The following is a 24,072-nucleotide window of genomic DNA, read 5'->3' on the forward strand; positions in this document are numbered from 1 at the left end:
TTTCTTTTGCTACCGGAGCCTGTTAAATGGGAATACGCGGGTATTCTGCAACAACTTTAGCCGCGGTTAGCGTGTTTAAAAGTACCGTTTGAACTAAACCAAAGTACCTGCTTTTTCTTACGGCCAATCAGCATCGGGCCATCATCAAAGAACAAAAAGTTCTTCCAATTACGTTTGAAAACACCCCACTTGGTTTCAATGATATTGTATTTCTCGTAACAGAAATAAACCGTGGTGTTGTCTTCCCAGTCAATGATTTCAGAGATTTCTGAAGGAAGATCGTTTTCATCACAGTCCCAGGCTTGCTGCCAGTCAACAGCTTCAGACCAAATGTTTTTATCAAAAGCCCAGTCACCCTTTTCAAAATGATCTGCGTCAGGGCTCTGGCTACTGATATGCTCACGCCATAGCTGCGCGGAACGGGCTTGAGTCAGGGGTTTAATCTGCTCTAAATCGGCTGCCTCGACAGGCATGGATGCGTGGGTGAAAATCCACTTGCGGGAATAACTATCCAGCTCTACGTAGTTCATTGGTCGACCTAATATAACATTGACGGGGCAATGTACCTCAGTCGTTCATTTTGTTCCAGTGTTCGCACCCGTTGATATCAAAATTATACGGCCCTCTGTTTTAAATCAGAACAAAGCAAGAGCCAACAGCGGTAGCAGACTATTTCTGTTGGCTCTTGTTTCACTTTCCGGGTAAAGCCCGAAGTTGAATCAAACAGTCGATACTTTGTCGGTCACCTTTTGGGATTACTTAGTATCCCAAAAATTACTCACCCAGCCGCCGACATTCTCGTCATAATGACAGCCGTTAAATTGCTTGTCCGGGATCTCTAACTTATGGTTTCGTTCATCGAGTAACTGAGATATGTGGCAGGCCATCGGATCACCGCGCTCTGACAAGCGGCGTCTGGTTGCGACTTCTTTGATGATCTGTAGACGGTATGATGAATTCATTCTCTTCATTACAGTTGACCTCTCTCAGTTAAACCCAGTAACAAAAAATAGGAGTGAGTAAGCAAATCGTCAAATTTCCGCAATCAAACAGTCACAATTACCTTTCAAACATCTTTTTTAAATTAACCATAAAATCAGTGTGTTAATTTTTACGTGTTCGTTTGTCTTTTACCCTGTACAACAATCTCAATAATTTCCCTTTAAAAAATAATTATTTATATTGAAAAAAAACTTTAATATTTTTATCGTGAAAACCACATTAATGGCTTCGCTATTATCAATTCATGGTGCCATTCATCACAAAGATAAGAACTGAATACTATGTACAACCTTGCTACGAACCTGGAACGTAATGCCACTTTTCGCGGTAATGACACAGCCCTCATCTTCCACGATCAAACCATCAGCTACAGTGAGCTGAATAAAAGGGTTAACCGCGTGGCAAATCAACTTGTCAGACTAGGCATCAAGCCAGATGACAAAGTGGCTATCTCCTGCCCCAATACACCTGATTTTGTTATCGGTTACTATGCTATTCAGAAGGTCGGGGCCGTCACTGTTCCGCTCAATGTCATGCTGAAAGGCCCTGAAGTTGCCTATCATCTTGATGATTCCGATGCTGTCGCTCTGATTTGCTATCAGGGCAACAGTGCCCTTCCATGTGGTGAATACGGCTATCAGGGATTCAGTGACACAGAAAGCTGCCAGCATTTCATCCTGATTGAAACCGAAGGCAATGAATCTCCGGCTCCGCAGGAAGCCCATAGCTTTAACCAGTGGTTACAAACTGAAGAAAATCACTTTGATGCAATTTACCGTAAAGCAGAGGATACCTGTGTAATACTCTACACCTCCGGCACAACTGGCCGCGCGAAAGGCGCAGAGCTAAGTCAGAGTAACATGTTGTGCAACGCTCAGGCATGTCAGGCTCTGACTAATCAGAAAGGTACAGATGTCAGTATTGCTATCCTGCCTCTGTTCCATACTTTTGGTCAGTCGCTGATCATGAACACCTCGATTCTTGCTGGCAGTGCTCTGGTTCTGATCCCACGTTTTGTACCCAAAACCGTATTGCAACAGATGCATCAGCATAAAGTGACTCACTTAGCCGGCGTACCGACTATGTTCATCGGCCTGCTTGCGTTTGCTGAAAAACATGGCGGTGACTTTATTGAAGATATCGCCGCAAACCTGAAAGTGGCTATTTCAGGTGGAGCCTCAATGCCAGTTGAAATCCTGAAACAGTTTGAAGAAAAATTGAATGTGCCAGTAATTGAAGGTTATGGCCTGTCGGAGTCTTCACCGGTGGCAGCATTTAATCACCTTGAATACGAACGCAAACCGGGTAGTATCGGCCAGCCTTTACCCGGCGTCACAATGAAAGTGGTCGATGATAGAGGAAAGACCCAGTCACGAGGCAAAGAAGGTGAGCTGTTGATCCGTGGCCATAATGTAATGAAAGGCTACTACCGCAAACCAGAAGAAACAGCAAAAACCATTGTGGATGGCTGGCTGCATACCGGCGATATCGTCAAAATGGATGAGGACGGATATGTTTTCGTCGTCGACCGCCTGAAAGAAGTGATCATTCGCGGCGGCTATAACATCTATCCGCGTGATATCGAAGAAACCTTCATGACCCACCCGGATGTTCACATGGTGGCGGTTGTCGGTATCCCGCATAAAACTTACGGTGAAGAAGTGAAAGCCTTTATCATCATGAAAGATGAAGCCCAAACAACACCGAAAGAATTTGTTGCTTGGGGACGTGAACGACTGGCTGACTTCAAGTACCCTCGCCAGGTTGAGGTTGTTGATTCATTGCCAATGACAGCAACCGGAAAGATCCTCAAGCGACTGCTGAAATAAGTTCATGTAACGCAGGCTGCTCAGCAGCCTGCCATCACGTCGACAGTTCCCACTCAATAGCAATGACTTTTGCGTGATCTCTTTACCACTGCTAACGTAATAATGATGGAGCGAGACTGTACGGAGGCACAGTGAAAAATCTATTCACAACAATCGTTTCTGTTATCAGTGCCTTACTTTATTCAACATCTATTTACGCCAATCCGTCACCGGCTTTTCACCAGTGCACCAAGGCCTTTACGTACGATATCTATCTCAGCCAGCAAAAAATTGGGTATCTGACCCGAACACTCAGATGGCAAGATAAAAATGTGGACATTTACTCCTACAGTAAAGTCGACATTGTGGTCGCCAAAAGCAAACTAAAACAACAAAGCCGGGTTTATTGGTCAGAAAAGCGAAACTCGTTTCTGACCCAATCATTTTCACGTCAAATCACCGGGCTTCTGGCTGGCTCAGCCTCAGCAACCTTCAGTGAAGAAGGAAGCCGCTCAGTAATCAATTACAACGGAGCAACCGCTAATTTCAGCAGTACAGACATTCCCATCATGGATGGAGATGCTGTTGGCAGCCAGATAAGACACAACCTTATCGAAGGTAAAACATCATTCAACTTTAAGTTGCAGGACACGGATGATGTGGACCATTACTTTTTTGAAGTAAAGGGAAAAGAAAAGATCAAAACCCGTTTTGGCCGACTAAATGCGTTTCGGGTTGAACAAGTACGCAAGCATGACCGAAAGCTGGTGATGTGGTTTGCCCCTGACGTCGACTATCAGCTGGTTAAAGCCACGTATAAACGTAAGCTTCTCAACCTACAAGCATTATTAACCAACAGTAATATAAAGTGCCCGAACCAGCTGGCCAAAATCAATTAAGCTTGCTAATTCGCTGATCCTTTGAACTAAAACAAAACACGACTACTTCATATAAGCTTTACCACCAATAATCTTATAGGCAGGCGTTCCTCTCACCAGAGTTTCTCTTGCAAAAACAGCCTGACACTCAGGGCAAATGCAAGGCTCATTTGTGTAGTCACGACTAATCCTTTCTTTAAAGCACTTAACCAACGCCCCTTTGCCGCCTTTCCGATATTTAAACAGCTGGCTTTTACACCCACAACAAAATATATCGACCGTCTTTGTCGGCCCTTTCTTATTCGGTTTTGCCATTTTTCTGTATACCACTGACGTCACGGCGTATATCCGTGACTAAACTGTCAATCAATGCCTGCTTATTCTCAGAAACACCAACATAATTCCCGTATCTGGGTTGTTGACGATCATCAAACAGAGGATGATGCCAGCCACTGGTTGTTTCAACAAATGTTTTGGCAAATTGCTGTGAAATAGAGAAACAACCGGCTAGAACAGTATCAACATAGGTCTGCATTATTGGTTTTACCTGACAGGGTGGCTCAACATCAGATCTAACATACGCCCAAACAGGCACATTTGGCATGTCGCAGCCTTCAACAATTAAGCTTGTCGGATCCAGCTCAATACGCCGATAGCCTTTTTCCCTGCGATCAAAATCCTTCAAAACAATGCCCTGTATTGGAACAAGCACACCGTTACAAACACCATGCCCTTCAACAGCAACCAAAGGCGCGATTTTATAAGTGCCATCAACCTTTCCCCATGAACGAACCAACCCACTGACCTTAGCCGGTAACGCCTCACCTGTTTGGCCTGTCAGCTTACGCGATTGATGGTTAATAAGACTTCCATAGCCAAAAATATACATTCTTACTCCTGTTCACGGTTTCGTTCAGGCAACTAAAACGGCAATGCAAAAAAGCGGGAAAAGGTCAGCCATTCCTCTTGTAACTCCTGCAAATCACCTTTTAGAAAACGAACGTGCTGACCTGGTCTCGCCTGTGCCAGTCTCGACATATCTATTCGGGCAACACACCCTAGTTTGGGATAACCGCCTAACGTCTGCCGATCGTTAAGTAATACTATAGGCTGACCATTAGGCGGGATCTGGATGGCTCCATAGGCTATCCCCTCAGAAATAACACCATCAATGTGGCCAGTGACTTCCGGACCTTCAAGTCGACATCCCATTCGATCCGTTTGTTGGGTGACTTTATATGTGCCGCTATAAAAGGATTGCTTAGCTGAATCTGAAAAACTGTCTGCCTGGCATGACTCAATAACTCTGAGTTGAAGCCCTTGCTGATAGTCCGGAATAAACCGCGCCGGTGTTGAGAATGACTTGGATTTATCACCGTTGAAATTTATCGCCTTCAAGCAGTCTCCTTGCTGCAATGGTGTACCCTGTGCCACTCCACCGATACCGTTTCGGACAACCGTTGAAGCACTCCCTAACACTTCAGGAACAGAAAATCCGCCATAAACAGCCAGATAAGCACGCACACCATAACGTGGTAGGTTAAACTTCAGTACTTGCCCATTTCTAAGTAAAAAGCTTTGCCAGCAAACCTGAGGCTTGCCATCTACCGTCAGATTCATATCCGCACCGGTAATCGCACAAAGCATGTCGCCATGTGCTTTGAAACAGGCCTGCCCGAGTGTGATTTCAATCTGCGGACAATTCATATCATTGCCTAACAGGTGATTAGCCCAACAGTAGGCATGCAGATCGACAGCACCTCCCTGGCTCAGCCCTTGCGCACCGACTCCCAATCGCCCTGTATCCTGGATCAAGCTCAACATTCCCGGCTGTATTACTTCCAGTGTGGCCAAACGCTTCCTCCGAGATCTTCAAATTCCCGCCTGCATATAGCCTCAAACTTCACTCTGTCACCGACGTTAAACGGCGACATTGGTTTACTCTCAGGCGAAAACAAGGGTGTCGGGCAATTACCAATAATTTGCCAACCACCGGGCGAATCTGCCGGATACACCGCGGTCTGTTCATTGGCAATACCAACACTACCGGCGGGAATTCTCATCCTAGGCTCGGTATGGCGAGGCGTGGCAATTTCAGGTTCAACCGAGGCGAGAAAGGCAAATCCCGGCGCAAAACCAACCGCACAGACGATATAGGTTTTCCGTGCATGGCTGGCTATCACCTGTTCAATTTCCAGATTATGTTCACGGGCAACATGCAATAAATCCGGGCCGACATCAGGATCATAATAAACCGGCAAGGTGATCAATTTCCCCTCTCGTGTACGACGTTTTCTCTTCTTACTGTCGAGCATAGATGCAAACTGCATGATGGCATCAGACAAAACCTGATAAGTAATAAGGCGAGGATGATATTGAATAAAAAGAGATGTATATGAAGGAATGACTTCAATAAGAGATTCCGCGAAACCTTGCTTTAGATACCTTGCCAGCAGGTTTATCTGCGGTGTCAGGCTGGTATCAATCTGCTCACCCAAATACACAATCATGCTGGTTTCAGAAACGGGCTCGACACGGATCATGGATGAAGCACCTTATGCAGCGCTTCGATAGTCAGTATCGAATGCTCATTATCACCGTGGACACAAACCGTATCGACAGCAAGGTTAAGCTTATTTCCCTGAATTGTCGTAACCTGCCCCTCAGCTAAATTTATAACCTGCTCTTTAATCTGTTCAACATCTTGATAAACCGCTCCCGGCTGAGTGCGTGGAACCAGGAATCCTGACTCGTCATAAGCACGATCAGCAAATGCTTCATATAAAAGCCCGACCCGGTAATACTCAGCTATTTGCCTGAAAAGGTCGTTATCGGTCTGAGCCTGGATCATCAATTTAAGTGCAATATGGCGACGCTGATTCAAACCGGCAACAGCTTTAACTGTTGCTTCAAAAATGTCTTCTCTCGACATCATGTCGTTATAAAGTGCGCCATGAGGTTTGATATAGCGGATATGCCCACCCTGTAGCTGGCATATCGCATCTAATGCGCCAGCCTGATAAGCCACCAGCTGAGTAATTTCGGTCATAGCATGAGGAATACTACGGCGACCGAATCCGGGCTTATCGTCGTAACCAGGATGAGCCCCTATTTCAACCTGATGGGAAAGCGCCCATGAGACAGTCTGCGCCATGACATTGGGATCTGATGCATGAAAGCCACAGGCGATATTCGCCATATCAATCCATGGCATCACAGCCTGATCGTGCCCCATCTGCCAGGCACCAAAGCTTTCTCCCATATCGCAATTCAATTTCATTGCCAGTCCTTGCCATGAAATAGTTACATTAATTTAACATTACACAGAGATAACCAATCCGGCAAGGAGAAGGGAAAACGGAAAATACGGAAAACACTGATTTTTCAGTTGTTTTGAAAGGAGCTTTGACAGCAGAAACGAAAAAAGGCTTACCTCTCGGTAAGCCTTTCGAATAGATGGTGCCCCGGGCCGGACTTGAACCGGCACAACGCGAACGTCGAGGGATTTTAAATCCCTTGTGTCTACCAATTCCACCACCAGGGCACGCAATTCTTGCGTTGATACTGACATAATCAATATCAAAAATTCTTTGTAGAATGGAGGCGCGTCCCGGAGTCGAACCGAGGTCCACGGATTTGCAATCCGCTGCATAGCCACTCTGCCAACGCGCCTCTGATGTTACCTGAGAAAGACTGTTCTGTCTCGGTACGTGGTGCATTCTACGGATTGGTCAGCCTGAGTCAACAGCAAATTAAACTAATCAGTATTACTTGCTGGATTAATGTGCAATAGGTCTATTTATAATAACTTAATGCACACTTTTTATTCTTTATAGTTCTCTAAGATTGGGCACATAACAAACATAAGTCTCCAATGTCACTGATAAATTCCATCAATTTTGTCTATTCACTCTGCTTTATCTGATGACAACCTGAATTCTCACGCCTGAGAAAGTTTTTGTGCCGTTAAGCCCACAAGGCAAAAAGCCATCAGATTTTCCCAATGGCTTTGCAAACAGAAGCTGTTTAAATCCTAGATTTCGAGTCTATTTACTGATTCACCAGCTCTACCGCTTCTCTGACCAGTCGACCGATCTCTTCCCAGTCACCGGCATTAATGAGGGCTGGAGCCACCATCCATGTACCGCCACAACAGGCGACACGATCTGTCGCAAGATAAGCTCCGACATTGGACTTGCTGATACCGCCTGTCGGCATCATTTCAACATCTACGTAAGGAGCCAAAAGCGCCTTGATCATATTGATACCGCCGGAAGCCTCAGCCGGGAAAAACTTAAGGAAGGTAAGTCCCAGTTCCATTGCCTGCTCAATCTGGCTTGGATTGTTCACTCCCGGAACCATCGCAATTCCTTGCTGCTGACAATAACGCACTGTATTTGGATTAAGTCCTGGTGCCACAATAAACTCTGCACCGGCATCCTTTGCACGATCTACCTGTCCGGAATTCAACACGGTGCCGGCACCGATACACATATCCGGATAGGCTTCACGCATCTTGCGGATAGCTTCCTCAGCCGCTTCGGTCCTGAATGTGACTTCAGCTACAGGCAATCCATTCTCAACCAGTGTTTTCGCCAATGGCACCGCCTGCTCAACATCATCAATCTGAATAACAGGCACAACTTTGAATTTTTTTAATTTTTCTAACAATGTTTGTGGCATTGCCTTTTGTTCCTTACGTTAATGCTTTCATCGCTCCGGGAGGAATAATTGCTCCCGGATACTGGATAACAATAGAAGCCAGTTGATGGCCCAATTCTGCTGCTGCACCTTCTGTACCGTCTTTCAGCCTTGCAGCCAGATAACCGGCAGCAAATGCATCTCCACAGGCACAAATATCAACCACCCTTTCAGGTTGGTTTGCCGTTATCTGAAAACATTCAGGTTGCGCGCTTTGCAGACCAGAGTAGACTTTACAACCTGCTCTGCCCCGCTGTATCACAACCTCATTACAGCCTGCCTGCTGATACAAAGAAGCAACATCGTGTTCCCCCCAGACCAGACTCTCATCCTCTTCGCTGCTAAGGACAATATCTGTATAGGGTACAATCTGGGAGTACCAGTATTTCGCTTGCCTCGTTGTCCACAACTGAGGGCGAAAATTATTATTAAATATCAGTTTACCGCCGTTCGATTTATGTTTCTCTAACAGAGTAATCAAAATTGCCTTTGACTCTTCCGCCAGTATTGCCAGACTGATTCCACTGATATAAAGCACATCAATTTTTTGTTGATCAATCGCGCTTTCCAGCGGAGTATAATCGACCGAAAAATAGAACTTTGCGGCACTGTCGTTGCGCCAGTAATGTATGTGACGGTCACCATTAGGCTCGGTCTCCACCAGATACAACCCCGGCAGTTTTTCGTCCAGCCGGCGAACCAGGCTGGTATCAATATTTTCCGCTTTCCACGATTCCAACATTTCGTGACTAATATGATCTATACCTAACGCCGTTGCATAACTGACTTCAATCCCCCGGTTTTGACCAAGTCGAGCCAGATATAACGCAGTATTCAACGTATCGCCCCCAAAGGTGCGCTGCAACGGCAGACCGCTAAGCTCGATCATGCACTCACCAAAAAAAGCAACCTTCACGCTGTCACCCTGAATCATTTCGTTTTATATAAAGCGTAATGGAAGGTGGAAGTCTTACAGCACAACAAAGGTCTGCATTTCGGCAACATTTAGAGAATTATTTTGCAGCCCTATGGCCAGTCTGCGCGTCAGTCCTCATAAAGCTCCAGAGGCAAACCGTCAGGATCTTGAAAGAAAGTGAATTTCTTTCCTGTATACTCATCTACCCGAATCGGCTCAACCGCCACACCCTTTGTATGAAGGTATTCAACGAAAGCTTCAACTGACGAGACAGTAAATGCCAGATGCCTTAAGCCCAGAGCCTCTGGAAAACTAGGCCTTGGCGGCGGTGATGGAAATGAAAACAACTCAACCTGACTGCCGTCAGGTAACTGCAAATCCAGCTTGAATGAATCTCGGGCTTCACGATAATTTTCGGCGATGATCGCTAACCCCAGAATATCGACGTAGAAGTGTTTCGACTTCTGATAGTCAGAACAAATAATCGCTGCGTGATGGATCCCTTTAAGCATGTAATTTTCTTCTCTTTTTTAAGACTTCACTTATCAGAGCCGCAATTTACCACAGCAACAACCAACCAAAAGAAAAAGGAAGCCGTCTCTGGCTTCCTTTCTAATCAGCGTCACAAAACGGGGATTAACCACCGTCTGTTTTACCCAATTCCGATTGTGCGAGTGCATTCATCTCAGACTTGCCTGATCCCCCCTTTTTCGTGCCCGGCATCAGCTCAAAATCAGGAATAAAGGTCGCAAGCATTGTCTTTAATTGCTCAATCGGCTTTTTGTCACCACTGGTTTAAATTCAAATAAAAAGAAGGCATTAGGCAGGTACGAGAAACAGTTAAAAAATGATACAGCTTAGGACGACGGCAGAAATACTGATAAGAATAAAAATAATGTTATTACAGAAAATAATGAAATTTATCTCTAGAAAACTATTTACAACCAACTAAATTACTTATATGTTGACTGCGTTGCCAATACAAATTACTAAAGTTTTACTTATGCAAACTTATACAGACTCACAATTTGCTACTTTGCCTGAAGTGCTCACGAGTGCTGTATCGCGCGCAACAAACATTATTATCGCCATTATTCTAGTGATTATTAACTAGGCTGGCGGTATTACTTCCGTCAGCCAGGCTGACGGAGGATACGCTTTCCCTTCATCTTTCTTCTCTTCAGCCTAACTGACGGTCCCGAAAATAACAGACAGGACATGTGCAGTGAAAAAACAAGATTTATTTGCCACTGGCTTAATGACATTCGCGCTCTTTCTTGGAGCTGGTAATCTGATCTTTCCACCTTCTTTGGGACTGGAAGCAGGAACCAATTTATTTCCAGCAATGGCTGGGTTTCTGATCACCGCAGTAGGTCTGCCGACATTCACGCTGATCGTATTAGGCCGAATCAGCAGCAGCCAAAATCTGACTCGTCCGCTGCCAAACTGGATGGGAAGCACTTTCTGGGTATTGCTGTTTACCGCTATCGGCCCGGCATTTGGTATGCCTCGCGCAGTTACTGTTGCTTACGAAATGGGCGTGAAGCCTTTTACAAGCAGCGATCACCTGATGCTGTTTTCCATTGTGTTTTCGGCTGTCACTCTGCTGCTGGCATTTAAACCGGGCCGTCTGGTCGATTACATCGGCAAAGTAATGACACCAATGCTTATCCTGATGCTGCTTGCTCTGGCTTGTGCCGCTATCTTCTCACCGCTGGGCATGCCACAGGCACCAACGGCAGATTATCAAAACAATGCGATGACAAATGGCCTGATCCAAGGCTACATGACCATGGATGCAATCGCCGCAGTTGGCTTTGGCTGGGTAATCATCCAGGCAATCGGAAGCAAAGGCGTCACAGAACCAAAAGATGTAGCGAATACTTCATTTAAAGTTGCAGTTATCTATGCCGTACTGATGTCAGGTTGTTACCTTGCGATGGGTTATGTCGGTGCAACATCAACGCCAGTTGCGGCCAATGCAGCTAACGGTGGTGAAATCCTGACGCGTTATGTTGCCGGTGAGTTTGGTGCTTACGGCCAATGGTTGCTTGCCGCCATCATCGTTATGGCTTGTCTGACAACAACAGTCGGCCTGACAAATGCGTGTGCCGAGTACTACAAGCAAAGCTTCAGTGCCCCATTTTCAATGACGGCAACTATCGTAGTGGTTCTGACTGGTGTTATCGCTAACTTTGGCCTTGAGCAAATCTTGAAAGTCAGCCTTCCAGCGATCCTGGTTCTGTGCCCAGTTGCGATTGCCCTTGTACTGGCAGCCTTTGTGTTCCCGGCTAAACGCTCGTTATCTTTTACCTTTGTTGCTATGGTCGTCACAGCTTTTGTTTTCGGTGGAATTGACGCACTAAGCATCCTGGGCCAGATGCCAGAAAGCATGAGCGCAACCCTGGAGCAGTCTCTGCCTCTTTATAATGCCCATGCCAGCTGGTTCCTGCCTTGCGTTATTGTTCTGGCACTAAGCCGACTGCAAAGCGTTAAGTCTGCACTACAAGCAAAAATGGCTAACTGATTTAATTCACTTACTATAAGTAAAAAAAGCCGCAGCCTCTTTCTAAGAGGCTGCGGCTTTTTGTTGTCTTCGACAGTAACAGATTCAGGCCATCGCCGGTGCTTTTGCCATTTTTTCAACTCTGGCCAGCGCTACTCGATATAGCTCTTTTGCCCTTTCCAGCTGATCGCCGTCAGGACGTGTATCATTTTGAAAAACCCAGTTGCAGGACGAAATAATTTCCTTGATTTCACTGGCTTTTAAAAAAGAAGGAGTTGCTAGCGCAGTCAGCTCCAGGATCAAAAAGCACAATTTGTAATGGTAAGGCACCATATGAAAAGCACGATACGCGTATTCAATTGCTTCTCTGGCCTGATTATTACTTCGTAGTTCAAACGCTTTTTCTACCAGCGCACTCCCCTCTTTCAACCTGTGGTTAATCTCGGCATGACATGCTTCCATCAACTTAACCTGGGACTGAATCAAAATAGCATCATCAGCTCTGGCACATAGCTTTCTGGCCGTTTGCATCGTCTGCTCATATTTGTCCGGCATTCCACAAAAGCCATAAAGGCGGGCAACATTCAGTGCTGTGTAATAATCATCAACAGGCTTTTTCTGCAGGTCTATACGATTCACGATACTGAAGCAGTCTTCAATTTCACCATGAAGGCACGCTAGTATCGCGACGCTGGTCAAGCCGCTGACTTCACTTTCATATCTCTCTTTTTCGGTTTCTATATTACTGTTGTGTTCATGCAGATTGTGCCTGGCTTCTTTAAGCAAATCCGTATGTTCATCATTATTACTGGTATAGAGGCTGGCCAGCATCAGAGATACGGCCACATTACCGGCAGCGCCACTACTGTAGCGGTTAGTGCCAGTTACTTTAGCCGTAAACCGCTGATAGCCAATCGCCGCTTTTTCATGCTGCTGTAATGCCGCATATAAGTTGGCAATAATCAGCTCACGCATAGGATTAGCTGAATTCACTTTATGCAAAAGCTTAAACTGCTCTAATGCTTCAGGGATGCGGTCACCTTCGATAAGACAACCCGCCAGATGTTTCCTGGCTAATGGTTGTTTCGGGTGTTTTGCCAGGATCTCTTCGAAAACCGCCTCAGCCTCTTTGAGCTTTCCGAGGCCTTTTAATGCCTGACCAAACCCAATCCTCGGCCATAAGTGATCATTGTTTTTACAGGCTTCTTCATAAAACTGCCGGGCTTCCTCATGCTGCTCAGAACGCAACAGACAGTCACCGTTAATCCGGTCGATATAACCTTTATATTTCGGCAGCTCATCCCTGTAACGTTTACACAAACCAATTGCAGTTCGATAGTCTTTGTTATCAAGAGCCAATAGCAGGGGGTAAAGCGCAGATTTACGCCTTGTTACCATCTCAATACGTTCAATGAAAATGGCTGCACTGAAGGGCTTTATGAGGTAATCGTCAGGTTCCAACTCAATAAAGTGAGAAACCACCTGCTGAGTGTTATCCCCGGTAACACAAATAAACACACCATCACTGGGGAGCAATTTCCGCTGGATCACTTCATCGAAAATCAGCCCACCATCAATATGATGGCGCATGTTGTAGTCACAAATGACGATATCATAACTATGATTCGCCAGAAGACGGATGGCTTTCATGCTGTCCATGGTACTGTCAATATTATCATTTGAAATACCTGACATATTGAGCATCGACCGCATCAATGAAATTGCGGTATTGCAGTCATCAATCAGCAAAAACTTCTTTCCAGATAGCATCTTTGCCCCCCCTTAATGGCTCATCAAGGCACAACCGTTCCATGTTGTAGTTATTGTATTGTCTTATAATTCAGAATAGTAAAAAGCCAATGATTAACAATAAGATATGATAAATACATCTTTATTAGGCTTGGCTTTAGCTGATGAAAACGGCCTCCTTTCACTGTAAAATCAACAGCCTGAAATAAACAACAAGGCTCATATCAAATTTACCCTGACACAAACAAAAAAAGATGAGCCAGGGCTCATCTTTTTATCTCTTCAACTCGAGTGAAATCACACTTTAAGCAAATTATATAGTTGCAAAGGCTTCTTATAACTCAAAGTCGCTGAATTCAGAATCATCGACCTGACGCTCCAGAAACGCAACCAAATCGTCATGGCCACCAATATACTGACCGTCCAGGAAAATCTGCGGTACAGTACGAACAGTATTGCCTGTCACTTGCTCAATGAAATCTACCATGGTGGTTTTCGGTAGATCTTTGCCCAGCACTAACGTGGTGTACTCTGTACCACGATCATCAAGGATCTTCTTCGCTTTCACACAGAAAGGACAATGAGGTTGAGTGATCACCAGGTTTTTGTAGCCAGAAAGCTGTTCGATGGTCATGTCAGACATAAAATTATATTCACTTAATCAGGTTCAAATCCTCGCTAAGATAATGGAAAGCGCTACTGCAATACAAGCCCCCAAGCAGGATACTCAAATCTGGCGATGGAAGATTAAGCAATCCTGACCGGAATTCTTTTACGACCAAAGCCAACTTTGCTGGCATTAAAACGCCCGGCGATCTGATAGCCGCAATGCATGCAAGCTCCGTCATCAGTAAGGAATCGTTCTCCCAACTGATACCAGTCTCGGGACAGCACTTTTTTGTGGCAAGACGGACAGTATGTACTATCTCCGCTTTCATCAAAAATATTGCCAACATAGGCATAGTTCAGCCCGTTTTTCAGTGCTATATCCCTGGCTCTTTTAACTGTTTCGGGCGGTGTTCGTGGCTTATCCAGCATTTTGAAGTCTGGGTGGAAGGCACTAAAGTGAATAGGTACATCCGGACCAAGATTGTCATAAACCCAACGAGTCAGTTCATCCAGCTCTGCATTACTGTCATTCTCATCTGGAATTAACAAAGTCGTGATTTCAAACCAGACATCCGTTTCATGTTTTAAATAAAGCAAGGTATCCAGCACCGGTGCTAAATGGCCGCTGCAAATCTTATGGTAGAAGCGTTCAGTAAACGCCTTTAAGTCGACATTGGCAGCGTCCATATGACGGAAAAACTCGACTCTTGGTTTATCGCATATATATCCGGCAGTTACAGCCACACTGTTGATACCAAGTTCATGACAAGCCTGAGCCGTATCTACTGCGTATTCCATAAATATCACAGGGTCGTTATAAGTAAACGCAATACTCTCGCAACCATACCGCTGCGCAGAACTGGCTATCTGCTGTGGCAACGCCACCTCACCTAAGGTGTCAATTTCGCGGGATTTACTGATGCTCCAGTTCTGGCAGAACTTACAGCTCAGGTTGCACCCTGCAGTACCAAATGAAAGCACCGAGCTCCCCGGATAGAAGTGGTTAAGTGGCTTTTTCTCGATAGGATCAATGCAGAAACCACTTGAGCGGCCGTAACTTGTCAGCACAATTTCCCCGTCAAGTGCCTGACGAATAAAGCAAGCCCCGCGCTTACCTTCTCGCAAACGGCAGTGCCGAGGGCAGAGATCACATATTACCCTACCATCCTCAAGACGATGCCAGTATTCCGTTTTAAACACACTTGGAGGCTGCTGCATAAAACCTCTCGCCGGGTTAATTAATACCTATACTAACTATAGTATTGTCAGAAATAAGCGTGTGATTTCTATGAACATTCGTCCACCAGCTGTCGCGGGAAGCTTTTATGATAAGTCCCCGGAATTCTTGCAATCTCAACTTGATAACTGGCTAAACCCAGCAGCAGAATCACCGGGAAAAATTCGCGCATTGATAGTTCCGCACGCCGGCTATATCTATTCGGGGGAAGTCGCCTCCCGTGCCTATAGTTACCTTAAACAACAAGCAGACAGGATCAAACGTGTCATTCTAATTGGTCCCAGCCATCGCTATTTTTTCCAGGGGTGTGCCCTGCCCGGTGTTGATTATTTCGCCACGCCATTAGGGCAGATTCCTATCGATACACAAAGTGTTGAAATACTCGGTAAAATAGATGATATTGAAGTTTCAGATCAGGCACATGCTTTTGAACACTGCCTGGAAGTTCAGCTCCCTTTTTTGCAGCGCTGTTTAAACGAATTTACTCTGCTACCTATTCTGACCAGTGACGTATCCCCGAAAACTGTCGCCAGAATCATTAATTCAGTGTGGCAAGATGAAAACACCCTGCTTGTTATCAGCAGTGATCTCAGCCATTACCACTCTTACACCGAAGCTCAGACTTTGGATCAACAAACCTGCTCTTTAATAGAACACTTTGAACCGACCCTGAAACCTGAGCAAGCATGCGGCTCAACCGGTATCAATACACTGCTTCTGCTTGCCAAAGAAAGGGATTACCAATTGAAACGTGTAGAACAGAAAAACTCCGGAGATACGGCCGGAGATAAGGAGAGAGTTGTCGGATATGTCAGTTACCTTATCTCAGAACCTGAATAAAGGGGAATTAACCCAGCTGCTGGATATTGCCAGAGAGGCAATTCGAGGTCACTTCTCTGAAGAAGGCCCTAAATCACCGCAGCTGGATCTTTACGGGAAGAAACTGCTTGAACCAGGAGCTTGCTTTGTAACCCTAACAGTACACGGGGAATTGCAGGGATGCCTGGGATCAATTAATGCCCACACACCATTAGTGTTAGAAGTTCACAATAAAGCCATCGCCAGTGCGTACCAGGATCGGCGTTTTATGCCGCTCACAGAAGAACAGCTGGATCACCTGATGATCGAAGTCTCTGTTCTGTCTGAACCTGCAGTACTGGAAGTACGTTCAGAACAGGAGTTACTGGATTACCTGAGCAACAACAAAGTGGGAGTCATTCTTTCAGACAATTATGGCCAGGCGCTGTTTTTGCCTCAGGTATGGGAGCAACTGCCGAAACCGCACGATTTTATCCGTCACCTAAAAATCAAAGCCGGTTGGAAACCGGATCACTGGTCATCAAGTATGACAGTGAAAACATTTACAGTTACCAGTATCGAAGGAAAATATTTCGAGGCGATTTAGCCTTTAACCTTTAACCTTTAACCTTTAACCTGGCAGATAAACCCCATCAAGATGCCGAATGATATAACAAGCCCTTCCCTGTTTATTCAGGGAAGGGCTTTTTGTTACAAGCTTAATCGCCTAATGACGTCGTAACTACTTCGCAATCAAACCATAAGGTATCGAATCGAAAATGTGTGGCTGTTTACTCACTGTCGGCACTGCTTTCGCGCCTCGCCAGTCAAGCAACATAATAGACAGGACATTACGGTGCTCTCCATCGCGCAGTTCGGTTTCTCCATCAACCGATGGCACCATCCCCGCTTTGCGATCAATCGCCTTCTGAATTGCGGCACGTGTTTTGTCCACCACGGGATCATTATCTAACCCGGCCAACAGGAAATTAATCCCGACTTCGGCAATCACATCTTCTTTAGTACGTTCTAAAATGGCATCAATATTGGCGCGGTAATAGTCGTAAATCCATTTAAACTCGTGCTCATTAACCGGCTTTTGGTAATACTCAGAAGCGGCAAAAATGATATGAGTCAGGCCATAGATTTTATTCATGAGCTGTTTATCACTCAAAGAAGCATCCTGTGTATCCGGATAAGTGGCACGAAATGCCTTAATGAATTCACCCACCACATCCTGCTCACCAAGTTGTCGCAACCAATAAACCTGATTGGCCAGCTGTGCCGCCCAGGCTCGGATCATGTCCGGATCCGAAGCATAATCTGAAAAATCATAACGGCGAATAATCTGACGAAGCTTTTCGTCATCACGGTGTTTGAGGCCATATTCATCGGCTCTTGCCATTGAGCCCAGCAAATCAACGCCAAGATAAAAATACTCAGGTTTTGACTTAGTAACCGAGTACCTTAATTTGCTGCGATCATCGGTTTTCTGTCTGTATTTCTGAGCGCGCTTTTCGGTATATACCTGAATCTGCTCAGGGGTATGAACTTCTGTCGCGAAATGGTTTAGTCGGCTGGCAACGCGTGCCATGTCAGACCATATTGCCGCTTCATACTTATCGTCCTGTGTCTGACGATACATGCGCAATCCATAATGGCCCATCTTAAAAGCAGGCAGAGTGAATAACTGGCTTTCATATGTCTGGCGGATTAACTCGGCATCCTGCTGGTAGGAAGTCAGTACTGCTGATCTGGGAGCAGCAGAAGCGCTTTCAGTTGAAGGGACGTTAGCTGAGGTCGAAACGGCAAATGCCGGACTAACCAATAAAGAGATGATTAACGGAAACCCTGCCTGCAATAACTTCATCATGTACTCCCTTCTGTACTGACTAAACCATAAATTCCATACACTATACGCCTTACAGGCATAAAAATGCCACCAACCGGAGGCGTATAAAAAGTCAGAGTTTTGTTAATTTTTCTTTAGTGGAAAACAGGTTACAAAATAAGTCGAAATGTCAGGTTGATCCGTCCGGCTTTTGGCTTGCGCGTTTTAGGTACTGAATGCACCCAACATTGCTGAGTATTTCTGGCCATCACTAATAGAGAACCGGACTCAAGATTAAACTCCAGCTTTTGCTTAGTCTCCATATGCTTAAGGATAAATCGTCGTGATTCTCCAAGACTGACCGATGCAATAACAGGTTGCACCCCGAGCTCCGGCTCATTGTCCCGATGCCAGCCCATATAATCCTGCCCGCCACGGTACAGGTTCGCTAATACTGAATTAAACCGAACTTCACTCACCTTTTCACAGGCCGCTTTAATAGCCAGCAACGTGGGCGTCCATGATTGAGGCTCCATGGTCAGCCCTGAATAGGTATAAACCGCGTCCCCGCACCAAGCCTGCAAACGAGGCTGAAGAACATCCCTGCCAAACATCCGAATGGTTTCCTGCCGCCAATTAAGCTCTTCCGAAAGTCGTTGGAAGTAATTGTGAGCCTCAGCTTGCAAAATAAAATGGGGCGACCAAAACAGCCGCCCATCCGGGATATCAAACCAGCCTTCTTGAACCGTCCCACTAACGGAATCAGTCATCAACGGTCACCTAATGACGCTCATCTATCGGCAACCAGTCCTGATGTTCAGGACCATTATACTCGGCACTTGGCCTGATGATTCTGTTATGATCGCGCTGTTCAAACACATGCGCAGCCCAGCCAGTTACCCGGCTCATAACAAAAATCGGTGTGAACAATTTGGTCGGTATTTTCATGAAATGATAAGCCGACGCATGGAAAAAGTCGGCGTTACAAAACAGGTTCTTTTCGCGTTTCATTACCTGCTCAACCCGAACTGAGATATCGTACAGCACCGCATCATCGGCTTTCTGAGCCAGCTTCTCAGACCATTTTTTTATCAGTGCATTTCTAGGATCAGATTCCCTGTAAATGGCGTGTCCGAAGCCCATGATTTTATCTTTATTTGCCAGCATCGCCATGATCCCGGCCTCTGCTTCATCTGCACTCTGCCAATTTTCTATCATCGCCATTGCGGCCTCATTGGCCCCACCATGAAGCGGACCGCGCAATGTTCCGATAGCAGCGGTGATACAGGAGTAGAGATCTGATAAGGTCGAAGCACACACCCTGGCGGCAAAAGTCGAAGCATTGAATTCATGTTCGGCATACAAGATCAGAGAGCAATGCATCACTTGCTTATGAAGTTCTGAAGGTGTTTCACCGGTCAGCATTTTAAGGAAATAACCTCCGATACTGTCCTGATCGCAATAGGTTTCTATTCGCACACCGTCATGACTGTAGCGATACCAGTAACAAATGATGGCAGGCAGCAGTGCCAACAGGCGGTCGGCTTTATCATACTCCTCCCCGAAACCATGTTCCTGCTCCAGGTTACCGAGCATTGAACACCCTGTGCGTAGTACATCCATCGGATGCGCATCAGCCGGGATCTGTTCAAGCACGACTTTTAATGCCATGGGTAAACCACGGTAAGAAATCAGCTTCTCTTTATAGCTTGCCAGCTCTGTACGTGTCGGTAATTTTCCTTTAAGAAGCAGGTAAGCCACTTCCTCAAACTCGGCATGCTTTGCCAAGTCCGAAATATCATAGCCACGGTAAGTCAGTCCGGTTCCCGTTTTACCGACAGTACACAAGCCCGTTGTTCCTGCTATCTGACCACGCAACCCTTCACCGCCGAGTTCTTTCTGTTTATCTGGCATCACTGGCTCCCTATCCGTTTGTTTTCCCTTCGGGATAAAGATAGGTCAGGATCTCCAACAGAACCAATTGATTAAGTCATCAAGTTAGCGTGATGGATTTAGCTAAACTTTAATTCGAACTAAAACTTGATATCTACCCACACCAAGCGATGGTCAGAACCGGCTTGAGGGCGGCAACGCCCTTTCTCATCGGTGATCAGGGATCGCAGCGGGTCTTTCTTATCCGGCCAGAAAACGCCTGCATTCTCTACCTGCAAATCGTCGGAAGGCAGAACATAATCCAGCCGTAAGCCAGAGATATGAGTCCATTCCGTCGCCCGGCCTCTTCGCTGTTGCCAGGGAATATGGAAACGTCCCCCCAGACTTTTCGGCGTTTGTGGTCCGGCACTGACAAGACGGTTGATTTTGCGGTGCAGTAGCAGTTCACGAATGGCGGACTTCATACCGTCACCATCTTGCATGTCAGCATTAAGATCGCCCATCACTACAAACTTTGCCTGGCTATCCAAACCGCCAGGCTGACCTTTATCATCAACAAGATGTGGAGCGCCATCAATGATCTCAGCAATCAATTTAAGCTCATCATGATTTCGTCTGGCATTACGCTTTTCATCACCATCAAAAACCGGCGGCGTCGGATGACAACAGACTAAATGAACCGTCTGTTGGTCAACCTCGACAGGAACCACAACATGATTTTTGGATGAAAGCCGGAGCACTGTTCTGGCTTGTTCTGAATAATAGTCTTCAGGGATGAGGTTGTTCGGAAAGTCTTTCCACAACAAATGCTGCCAACTGCGGATCTGTGATTCAGCAATCGGATAACAAGAAAGAATGACAAATCCAAAGTGACCGTGATGTTCGCCAAAACCCAGCCCATCACCGGGTAAAGTCAGCTCACCATCACCATCCAAATCACAAGGGCTCAGCAAACCGGTATTGGTTGGCGGGCAATAGCGATAAGGATAGAAAATAGCATCCTGTTTTTGTTCTGGGTTTTCCAGATAATTACGACAGAAATTTTCCAGCGCGCCATCATCTCCACCGTCACCAGGATGATCAAATTCACACAACATCAGCACATCAGGGCGAACATGACGGATTATTGCGGCAAGACGGGTTAAACGGGCATCATCCGAACTGGCGGTCTGCTTGAGGATTTTGCCTGCTTCAGGTGCAGACATAGACACATTAAAGACGGCAAACCGTACTATATTAGATAGCTCGGCCTGATTAGAAGGGGCAAATAATTCAGATTTCAAGAAAACCGCCAGACATAATCATTCAGACAAGATGCACGTAATATAATGAATTGTGGGTTAAATTTCGCGTATTGAATGTCAGGTTATACCAGCGGTTCTGAATACAATAATTACCAACGGTCCAACTGGGTCATGCTTAACCCATCAACTGTGTAATTGCCAAGCGGATCTGCTGTGCATCATGCATAGCCCGGTGTTTTACCGGACCCTGCTCTTCCAGAGCCAGTTGGAATCGCGCACGCTCAATACCGTTTTCCTGCATCAGCCAATGCCCGATTTCTGTCAGCATGAAAGATGGGCGCATCCTGGCAGCATGGTACAAACGACCAAGCCAGAATAAATCCCACTGGCTGTCACAGAAGACGTATTCGAACTGTCCTAATACCGAATTGAGATGGCGGCAGACATCAACAACCTGCTGACCATTCTGTTGTAATTCCTGACGGGAGATTTGATGAATTTCCTGTTCGGCATAATCATCCCAGTATTGCCAAACATCGCTTGCGGTAAGAGGGTTAATTAACAGACTGTGGCCACTACCGTCGGGTAAGGAGTAACCTACTTCAATCGGGTAAGACTGGTCGGATAATCCGGATGCTTCAAAATCCAATGTCGCCCACATTGCACTCTCCCTGATGCTGATTATTGGTGTAATCCAAAGTCATGAATGCAGACATCCTGTCAATGATTCTGGCTTCGGAGTAGCGGTTAAAAATGTAGTTTCATCTACACTCAAGTCGGTGATAACAGATAAGGATGAACTACACAATAACTGTAGACGGCTTCTGCCACATAAGGGTAAAAAACTGGCTCAAGCTCACTATTGATACTTGAGCCAGATCCACTTGTTATTCAAGCAAACGAATATAGGTTTGATAATCGTCCGAACCAAAGCAAACAAAGGTTATTTGCTCTATTTGGTCATCATTTGAAAGCACTTCTTTGACAGTCGAAACTGCAATTTCAGCAGCCAGGTGTTTCGGGAAATGATATATGCCAGTGCTGATACAAGGGAAAGCGACAGTCTTAACACCAGCCTTTTTTGCCAACATTAACGACTGGCGATAACAGCTAGCTAACAACGCTTCTTCATTGTGATTCCCACCGTGCCAAACTGGACCAACGGTATGAATGACGTATTTTGCAGGCAGGCGATATCCTTCCGTTAACTTCGCCTCCCCAGTTTCACAACCACCCAATGTTCTGCACTCAGCTAACAGTTCCGGCCCTGCTGCACGATGAATTGCGCCGTCTACACCTCCGCCACCAAGCAGAGAGTTATTAGCGGCATTCACGATTGCATCAACATCAAGAGAAGTGATGTCTCCCTGAATTGCTGATAACTGGTACATATTGCCTCCGTAATTTTTCACTTGTAGCTTCAATTGTTTGTTTTCTACAGTCTATTGAATTGAATAAATTACCGCCGAGATAATGAATAAATATGAAACTTATTGTTTCCTATTTATTCATAATAGATTTGAATTATTAATATCACTGATGATATGTGGCTGTTTTTATTTGATATCCCTAAATGATTAATCAAAGTTGCATTAAAAACTCTAATTTGCCAAATATCATTATTTATGGTCATATTATCACTAATTCAAAAGGAGTGTTACCAAGTAAACAAAGAGACCTGTACACCTATAATTATAAAACAAATTCTCTGAATGAAAACAGAAGAAATAAATTGGCATATAGGCAAAAAACACATGCCAATAATTTCAATTCTTACTAATATTTCGATAGGGAATTGTAGTATTGATAGATTATAAAAAACTCATTAAGCTGAAACACATAAGAACATTTTACCACGTCTCAAACTTAAAGAGCTTCTCTGCGGCAGCAGAAAAGTTACATATGAGTCAACCAGCAGTTTCACAGCATATAAAAAAGATCGAGTCACAAATAGATGGAAAGCTATTTAATAGAAAAGGAGAGTTTGAGTTAACTGCAGAAGGACAAATTTTATTTAAATATGCCATATTAGGGTTGAATCTTATTGAAGACTTCTACAATGAGATAGATAACTCAAAAGAGCAGCATTGCTACAAAATAGCGATACACTACGCATTCTGCTATGAAATAAGGGATGAGTTTCTAAAAAAGCTAAGTAAGATTAAGAGTGCTAACTTTTCAATTTTCCATTTTCACTCTTATTCAGAACTTAACATTAAAGACTTTGATCTGATACTTGGTATAGGAAATACACCTGAAAACCATGGTGTGGAACTATTGTTCAAGTCTTCTCATTATCAAATTGCATGCAAACATAATGAGCTTACATTTGGTAATATAAACCCTAAAAGGGTGATTGCATTCAGCAATTTAAACCAAGAACAAGCGAAAAACATAATTAATAGCTATGGTGGCAAAACTAACAATATTAAGAAGTGGCTATTCTCTTACTCTAAAGAGTTTATGATAGGTGAGTTAAACAAACCTGACACAATATTAATTTCCCCAAAGTGTTTTACAACAACTGAAAATCTTCAGATTATAAATACAAACATAGAGGAAAAATCGTACATCTGGTGTAATTCAAAAAGTCACGGTATTTTAAATAACATGGGTTTAAATGAAATAATCAATCACTTGGAAGAAATTCATCAATGTTGATATTATTTCTACAAACTTCTCTAATTAGATAAGTAATTACAATCCCCTTCCCTATAATACGGAGGGGATATTCTTCGTTGAAAGCAAGAAATAATGAACTAAACCGGCATCGACAATTTATGGTCATTTTACTATCGTAACAATAGGCACCAAGTGGCATACTTGGTAAATGTTTTTCCTCTTCATTTAAAGTTTCCGTCATGTTGCCCTTAACGGGTGAACTTTGTCCTCTCATAACA

The 24,072-nt window shown here is 44.9% G+C and carries 25 protein-coding genes and 2 tRNA genes; 6 read left to right on the forward strand and 21 right to left on the reverse strand.

Annotated elements, in window-relative coordinates; translation table 11 throughout:
- Nucleotides 1-56: 56 nt before the first annotated feature.
- Together AACQ93_RS10840 and AACQ93_RS10845 are read right to left on the reverse strand one after the other, a co-directional pair.
- Nucleotides 57-530, reverse strand: coding sequence for a DUF2947 domain-containing protein (locus tag AACQ93_RS10840; RefSeq protein ID WP_007466909.1), 474 nt, complete (start codon nt 528-530; stop codon nt 57-59).
- A 225-nt stretch (nt 531-755) separates the two neighbouring features.
- Nucleotides 756-971: a hypothetical protein gene (locus AACQ93_RS10845; protein WP_007466911.1), complete on the reverse strand. Its 216-nt coding sequence runs from the start codon at nt 969-971 to the stop codon at nt 756-758.
- A 312-nt stretch (nt 972-1,283) separates the two neighbouring features.
- Between AACQ93_RS10845 and AACQ93_RS10850 the strand changes: the two genes are divergently transcribed.
- Both AACQ93_RS10850 and AACQ93_RS10855 read left to right on the forward strand, forming a co-directional pair.
- On the forward strand, nt 1,284-2,831 hold the full coding sequence (locus AACQ93_RS10850; protein ID WP_064604909.1) for a long-chain-fatty-acid--CoA ligase: 1,548 nt from the start codon (nt 1,284-1,286) through the stop codon (nt 2,829-2,831).
- Nucleotides 2,832-2,962: 131 nt separating this feature from the next.
- Nucleotides 2,963-3,709: a DUF3108 domain-containing protein gene (locus AACQ93_RS10855; protein ID WP_064604911.1), complete on the forward strand. Its 747-nt coding sequence runs from the start codon at nt 2,963-2,965 to the stop codon at nt 3,707-3,709.
- A gap of 42 nt (nt 3,710-3,751) precedes the next feature.
- On the opposite strand, the gene AACQ93_RS10860 is transcribed toward AACQ93_RS10855, so the two are convergent.
- From AACQ93_RS10860 to gloA2, 10 genes are all read right to left on the reverse strand, one after another.
- Nucleotides 3,752-4,003 carry a hypothetical protein gene (locus tag AACQ93_RS10860; RefSeq protein WP_064604913.1) on the reverse strand — a complete coding sequence of 84 codons (252 nt, stop codon included), beginning with the start codon at nt 4,001-4,003 and terminating at the stop codon, nt 3,752-3,754.
- The gene (locus AACQ93_RS10865) at nt 3,987-4,577 is read right to left on the reverse strand and encodes a gamma-glutamylcyclotransferase family protein (protein ID WP_064604915.1); all 591 of its coding nucleotides are present in this window, start codon (nt 4,575-4,577) and stop codon (nt 3,987-3,989) included. Before AACQ93_RS10865 ends, AACQ93_RS10860 begins: the two co-directional genes overlap by 17 nt.
- A gap of 32 nt (nt 4,578-4,609) precedes the next feature.
- Nucleotides 4,610-5,512, reverse strand: a complete 903-nt coding sequence (locus AACQ93_RS10870; RefSeq protein ID WP_064606649.1) for a 5-oxoprolinase subunit C family protein — start codon at nt 5,510-5,512, stop codon at nt 4,610-4,612.
- A gap of 11 nt (nt 5,513-5,523) precedes the next feature.
- Nucleotides 5,524-6,231, reverse strand: coding sequence for a 5-oxoprolinase subunit PxpB (gene pxpB, locus AACQ93_RS10875; RefSeq protein ID WP_064604917.1), 708 nt, complete (start codon nt 6,229-6,231; stop codon nt 5,524-5,526).
- The gene (locus tag AACQ93_RS10880) at nt 6,228-6,968 is read right to left on the reverse strand and encodes a 5-oxoprolinase subunit PxpA (protein ID WP_064604919.1); all 741 of its coding nucleotides are present in this window, start codon (nt 6,966-6,968) and stop codon (nt 6,228-6,230) included. Before AACQ93_RS10880 ends, pxpB begins: the two co-directional genes overlap by 4 nt.
- 177 nt (nt 6,969-7,145) lie before the next feature.
- Nucleotides 7,146-7,232: transfer RNA gene (locus AACQ93_RS10885), tRNA-Leu, on the reverse strand.
- A 54-nt stretch (nt 7,233-7,286) separates the two neighbouring features.
- Nucleotides 7,287-7,360: transfer RNA gene (locus AACQ93_RS10890), tRNA-Cys, on the reverse strand.
- A gap of 378 nt (nt 7,361-7,738) precedes the next feature.
- On the reverse strand, nt 7,739-8,371 hold the full coding sequence (locus AACQ93_RS10895) for a bifunctional 4-hydroxy-2-oxoglutarate aldolase/2-dehydro-3-deoxy-phosphogluconate aldolase (protein WP_007466927.1): 633 nt from the start codon (nt 8,369-8,371) through the stop codon (nt 7,739-7,741).
- A 13-nt stretch (nt 8,372-8,384) separates the two neighbouring features.
- Nucleotides 8,385-9,323 (reverse strand): sugar kinase, encoded by a 939-nt coding sequence (locus AACQ93_RS10900; protein WP_198160124.1) that lies wholly within the window; start codon nt 9,321-9,323, stop codon nt 8,385-8,387.
- A 110-nt stretch (nt 9,324-9,433) separates the two neighbouring features.
- Complete coding sequence (gene gloA2, locus AACQ93_RS10905) at nt 9,434-9,817, reverse strand: SMU1112c/YaeR family gloxylase I-like metalloprotein (RefSeq protein WP_064604921.1); 384 nt, start codon at nt 9,815-9,817, stop codon at nt 9,434-9,436.
- Nucleotides 9,818-10,530: 713 nt separating this feature from the next.
- On the opposite strand from gloA2, the gene brnQ reads away from it, so the two are divergent.
- Complete coding sequence (gene brnQ, locus AACQ93_RS10910) at nt 10,531-11,832, forward strand: branched-chain amino acid transport system II carrier protein (protein WP_064604923.1); 1,302 nt, start codon at nt 10,531-10,533, stop codon at nt 11,830-11,832.
- Between the two features lie 84 nt (nt 11,833-11,916).
- Here brnQ and AACQ93_RS10915 read toward each other — a convergent pair whose 3' ends face one another.
- The 3 genes from AACQ93_RS10915 to amrS form a co-directional block, all read right to left on the reverse strand.
- Nucleotides 11,917-13,581, reverse strand: a complete 1,665-nt coding sequence (locus tag AACQ93_RS10915) for a tetratricopeptide repeat-containing response regulator (protein WP_064604925.1) — start codon at nt 13,579-13,581, stop codon at nt 11,917-11,919.
- 313 nt (nt 13,582-13,894) lie between these two features.
- Nucleotides 13,895-14,203 (reverse strand): glutaredoxin domain-containing protein, encoded by a 309-nt coding sequence (locus tag AACQ93_RS10920; protein WP_007466939.1) that lies wholly within the window; start codon nt 14,201-14,203, stop codon nt 13,895-13,897.
- A 104-nt stretch (nt 14,204-14,307) separates the two neighbouring features.
- Complete coding sequence (gene amrS, locus AACQ93_RS10925; protein WP_007466941.1) at nt 14,308-15,387, reverse strand: AmmeMemoRadiSam system radical SAM enzyme; 1,080 nt, start codon at nt 15,385-15,387, stop codon at nt 14,308-14,310.
- Between the two features lie 70 nt (nt 15,388-15,457).
- On the opposite strand from amrS, the gene amrB reads away from it, so the two are divergent.
- Both amrB and amrA read left to right on the forward strand, forming a co-directional pair.
- Nucleotides 15,458-16,246 carry an AmmeMemoRadiSam system protein B gene (gene amrB, locus AACQ93_RS10930; protein WP_064604927.1) on the forward strand — a complete coding sequence of 263 codons (789 nt, stop codon included), beginning with the start codon at nt 15,458-15,460 and terminating at the stop codon, nt 16,244-16,246.
- Complete coding sequence (amrA, locus tag AACQ93_RS10935; protein WP_064604929.1) at nt 16,215-16,811, forward strand: AmmeMemoRadiSam system protein A; 597 nt, start codon at nt 16,215-16,217, stop codon at nt 16,809-16,811. Before amrB ends, amrA begins: the two co-directional genes overlap by 32 nt.
- Nucleotides 16,812-16,946: 135 nt before the next feature.
- Here the strand turns inward: amrA and AACQ93_RS10940 are convergent, their stop codons facing one another.
- The 6 genes from AACQ93_RS10940 to AACQ93_RS10965 all read right to left on the reverse strand — a co-directional run bounded on the left by AACQ93_RS10940 (nt 16,947) and on the right by AACQ93_RS10965 (nt 22,563).
- On the reverse strand, nt 16,947-18,074 hold the full coding sequence (locus AACQ93_RS10940; RefSeq protein WP_064604937.1) for a DUF3541 domain-containing protein: 1,128 nt from the start codon (nt 18,072-18,074) through the stop codon (nt 16,947-16,949).
- A gap of 131 nt (nt 18,075-18,205) precedes the next feature.
- Nucleotides 18,206-18,805 (reverse strand): alpha-ketoglutarate-dependent dioxygenase AlkB family protein, encoded by a 600-nt coding sequence (locus tag AACQ93_RS10945; protein WP_064604940.1) that lies wholly within the window; start codon nt 18,803-18,805, stop codon nt 18,206-18,208.
- 10 nt (nt 18,806-18,815) lie between these two features.
- On the reverse strand, nt 18,816-19,949 hold the full coding sequence (prpC, locus tag AACQ93_RS10950; RefSeq protein WP_064604942.1) for a bifunctional 2-methylcitrate synthase/citrate synthase: 1,134 nt from the start codon (nt 19,947-19,949) through the stop codon (nt 18,816-18,818).
- Between the two features lie 119 nt (nt 19,950-20,068).
- Nucleotides 20,069-21,133: an endonuclease/exonuclease/phosphatase family protein gene (locus tag AACQ93_RS10955; RefSeq protein ID WP_064604944.1), complete on the reverse strand. Its 1,065-nt coding sequence runs from the start codon at nt 21,131-21,133 to the stop codon at nt 20,069-20,071.
- A gap of 214 nt (nt 21,134-21,347) precedes the next feature.
- Nucleotides 21,348-21,833: a hypothetical protein gene (locus tag AACQ93_RS10960; protein WP_007466958.1), complete on the reverse strand. Its 486-nt coding sequence runs from the start codon at nt 21,831-21,833 to the stop codon at nt 21,348-21,350.
- A gap of 226 nt (nt 21,834-22,059) precedes the next feature.
- Nucleotides 22,060-22,563 (reverse strand): O-acetyl-ADP-ribose deacetylase, encoded by a 504-nt coding sequence (locus AACQ93_RS10965; protein ID WP_064604946.1) that lies wholly within the window; start codon nt 22,561-22,563, stop codon nt 22,060-22,062.
- 412 nt (nt 22,564-22,975) lie between these two features.
- On the opposite strand from AACQ93_RS10965, the gene AACQ93_RS10970 reads away from it, so the two are divergent.
- Nucleotides 22,976-23,833: a LysR family transcriptional regulator gene (locus tag AACQ93_RS10970; RefSeq protein ID WP_064604949.1), complete on the forward strand. Its 858-nt coding sequence runs from the start codon at nt 22,976-22,978 to the stop codon at nt 23,831-23,833.
- Nucleotides 23,834-24,072 lie beyond the last annotated feature (239 nt).

It is taken from the genome of Photobacterium sp. J15 (assembly GCF_963870815.1).
In the GTDB taxonomy this organism is placed as follows: domain Bacteria; phylum Pseudomonadota; class Gammaproteobacteria; order Enterobacterales; family Vibrionaceae; genus Photobacterium; species Photobacterium marinum.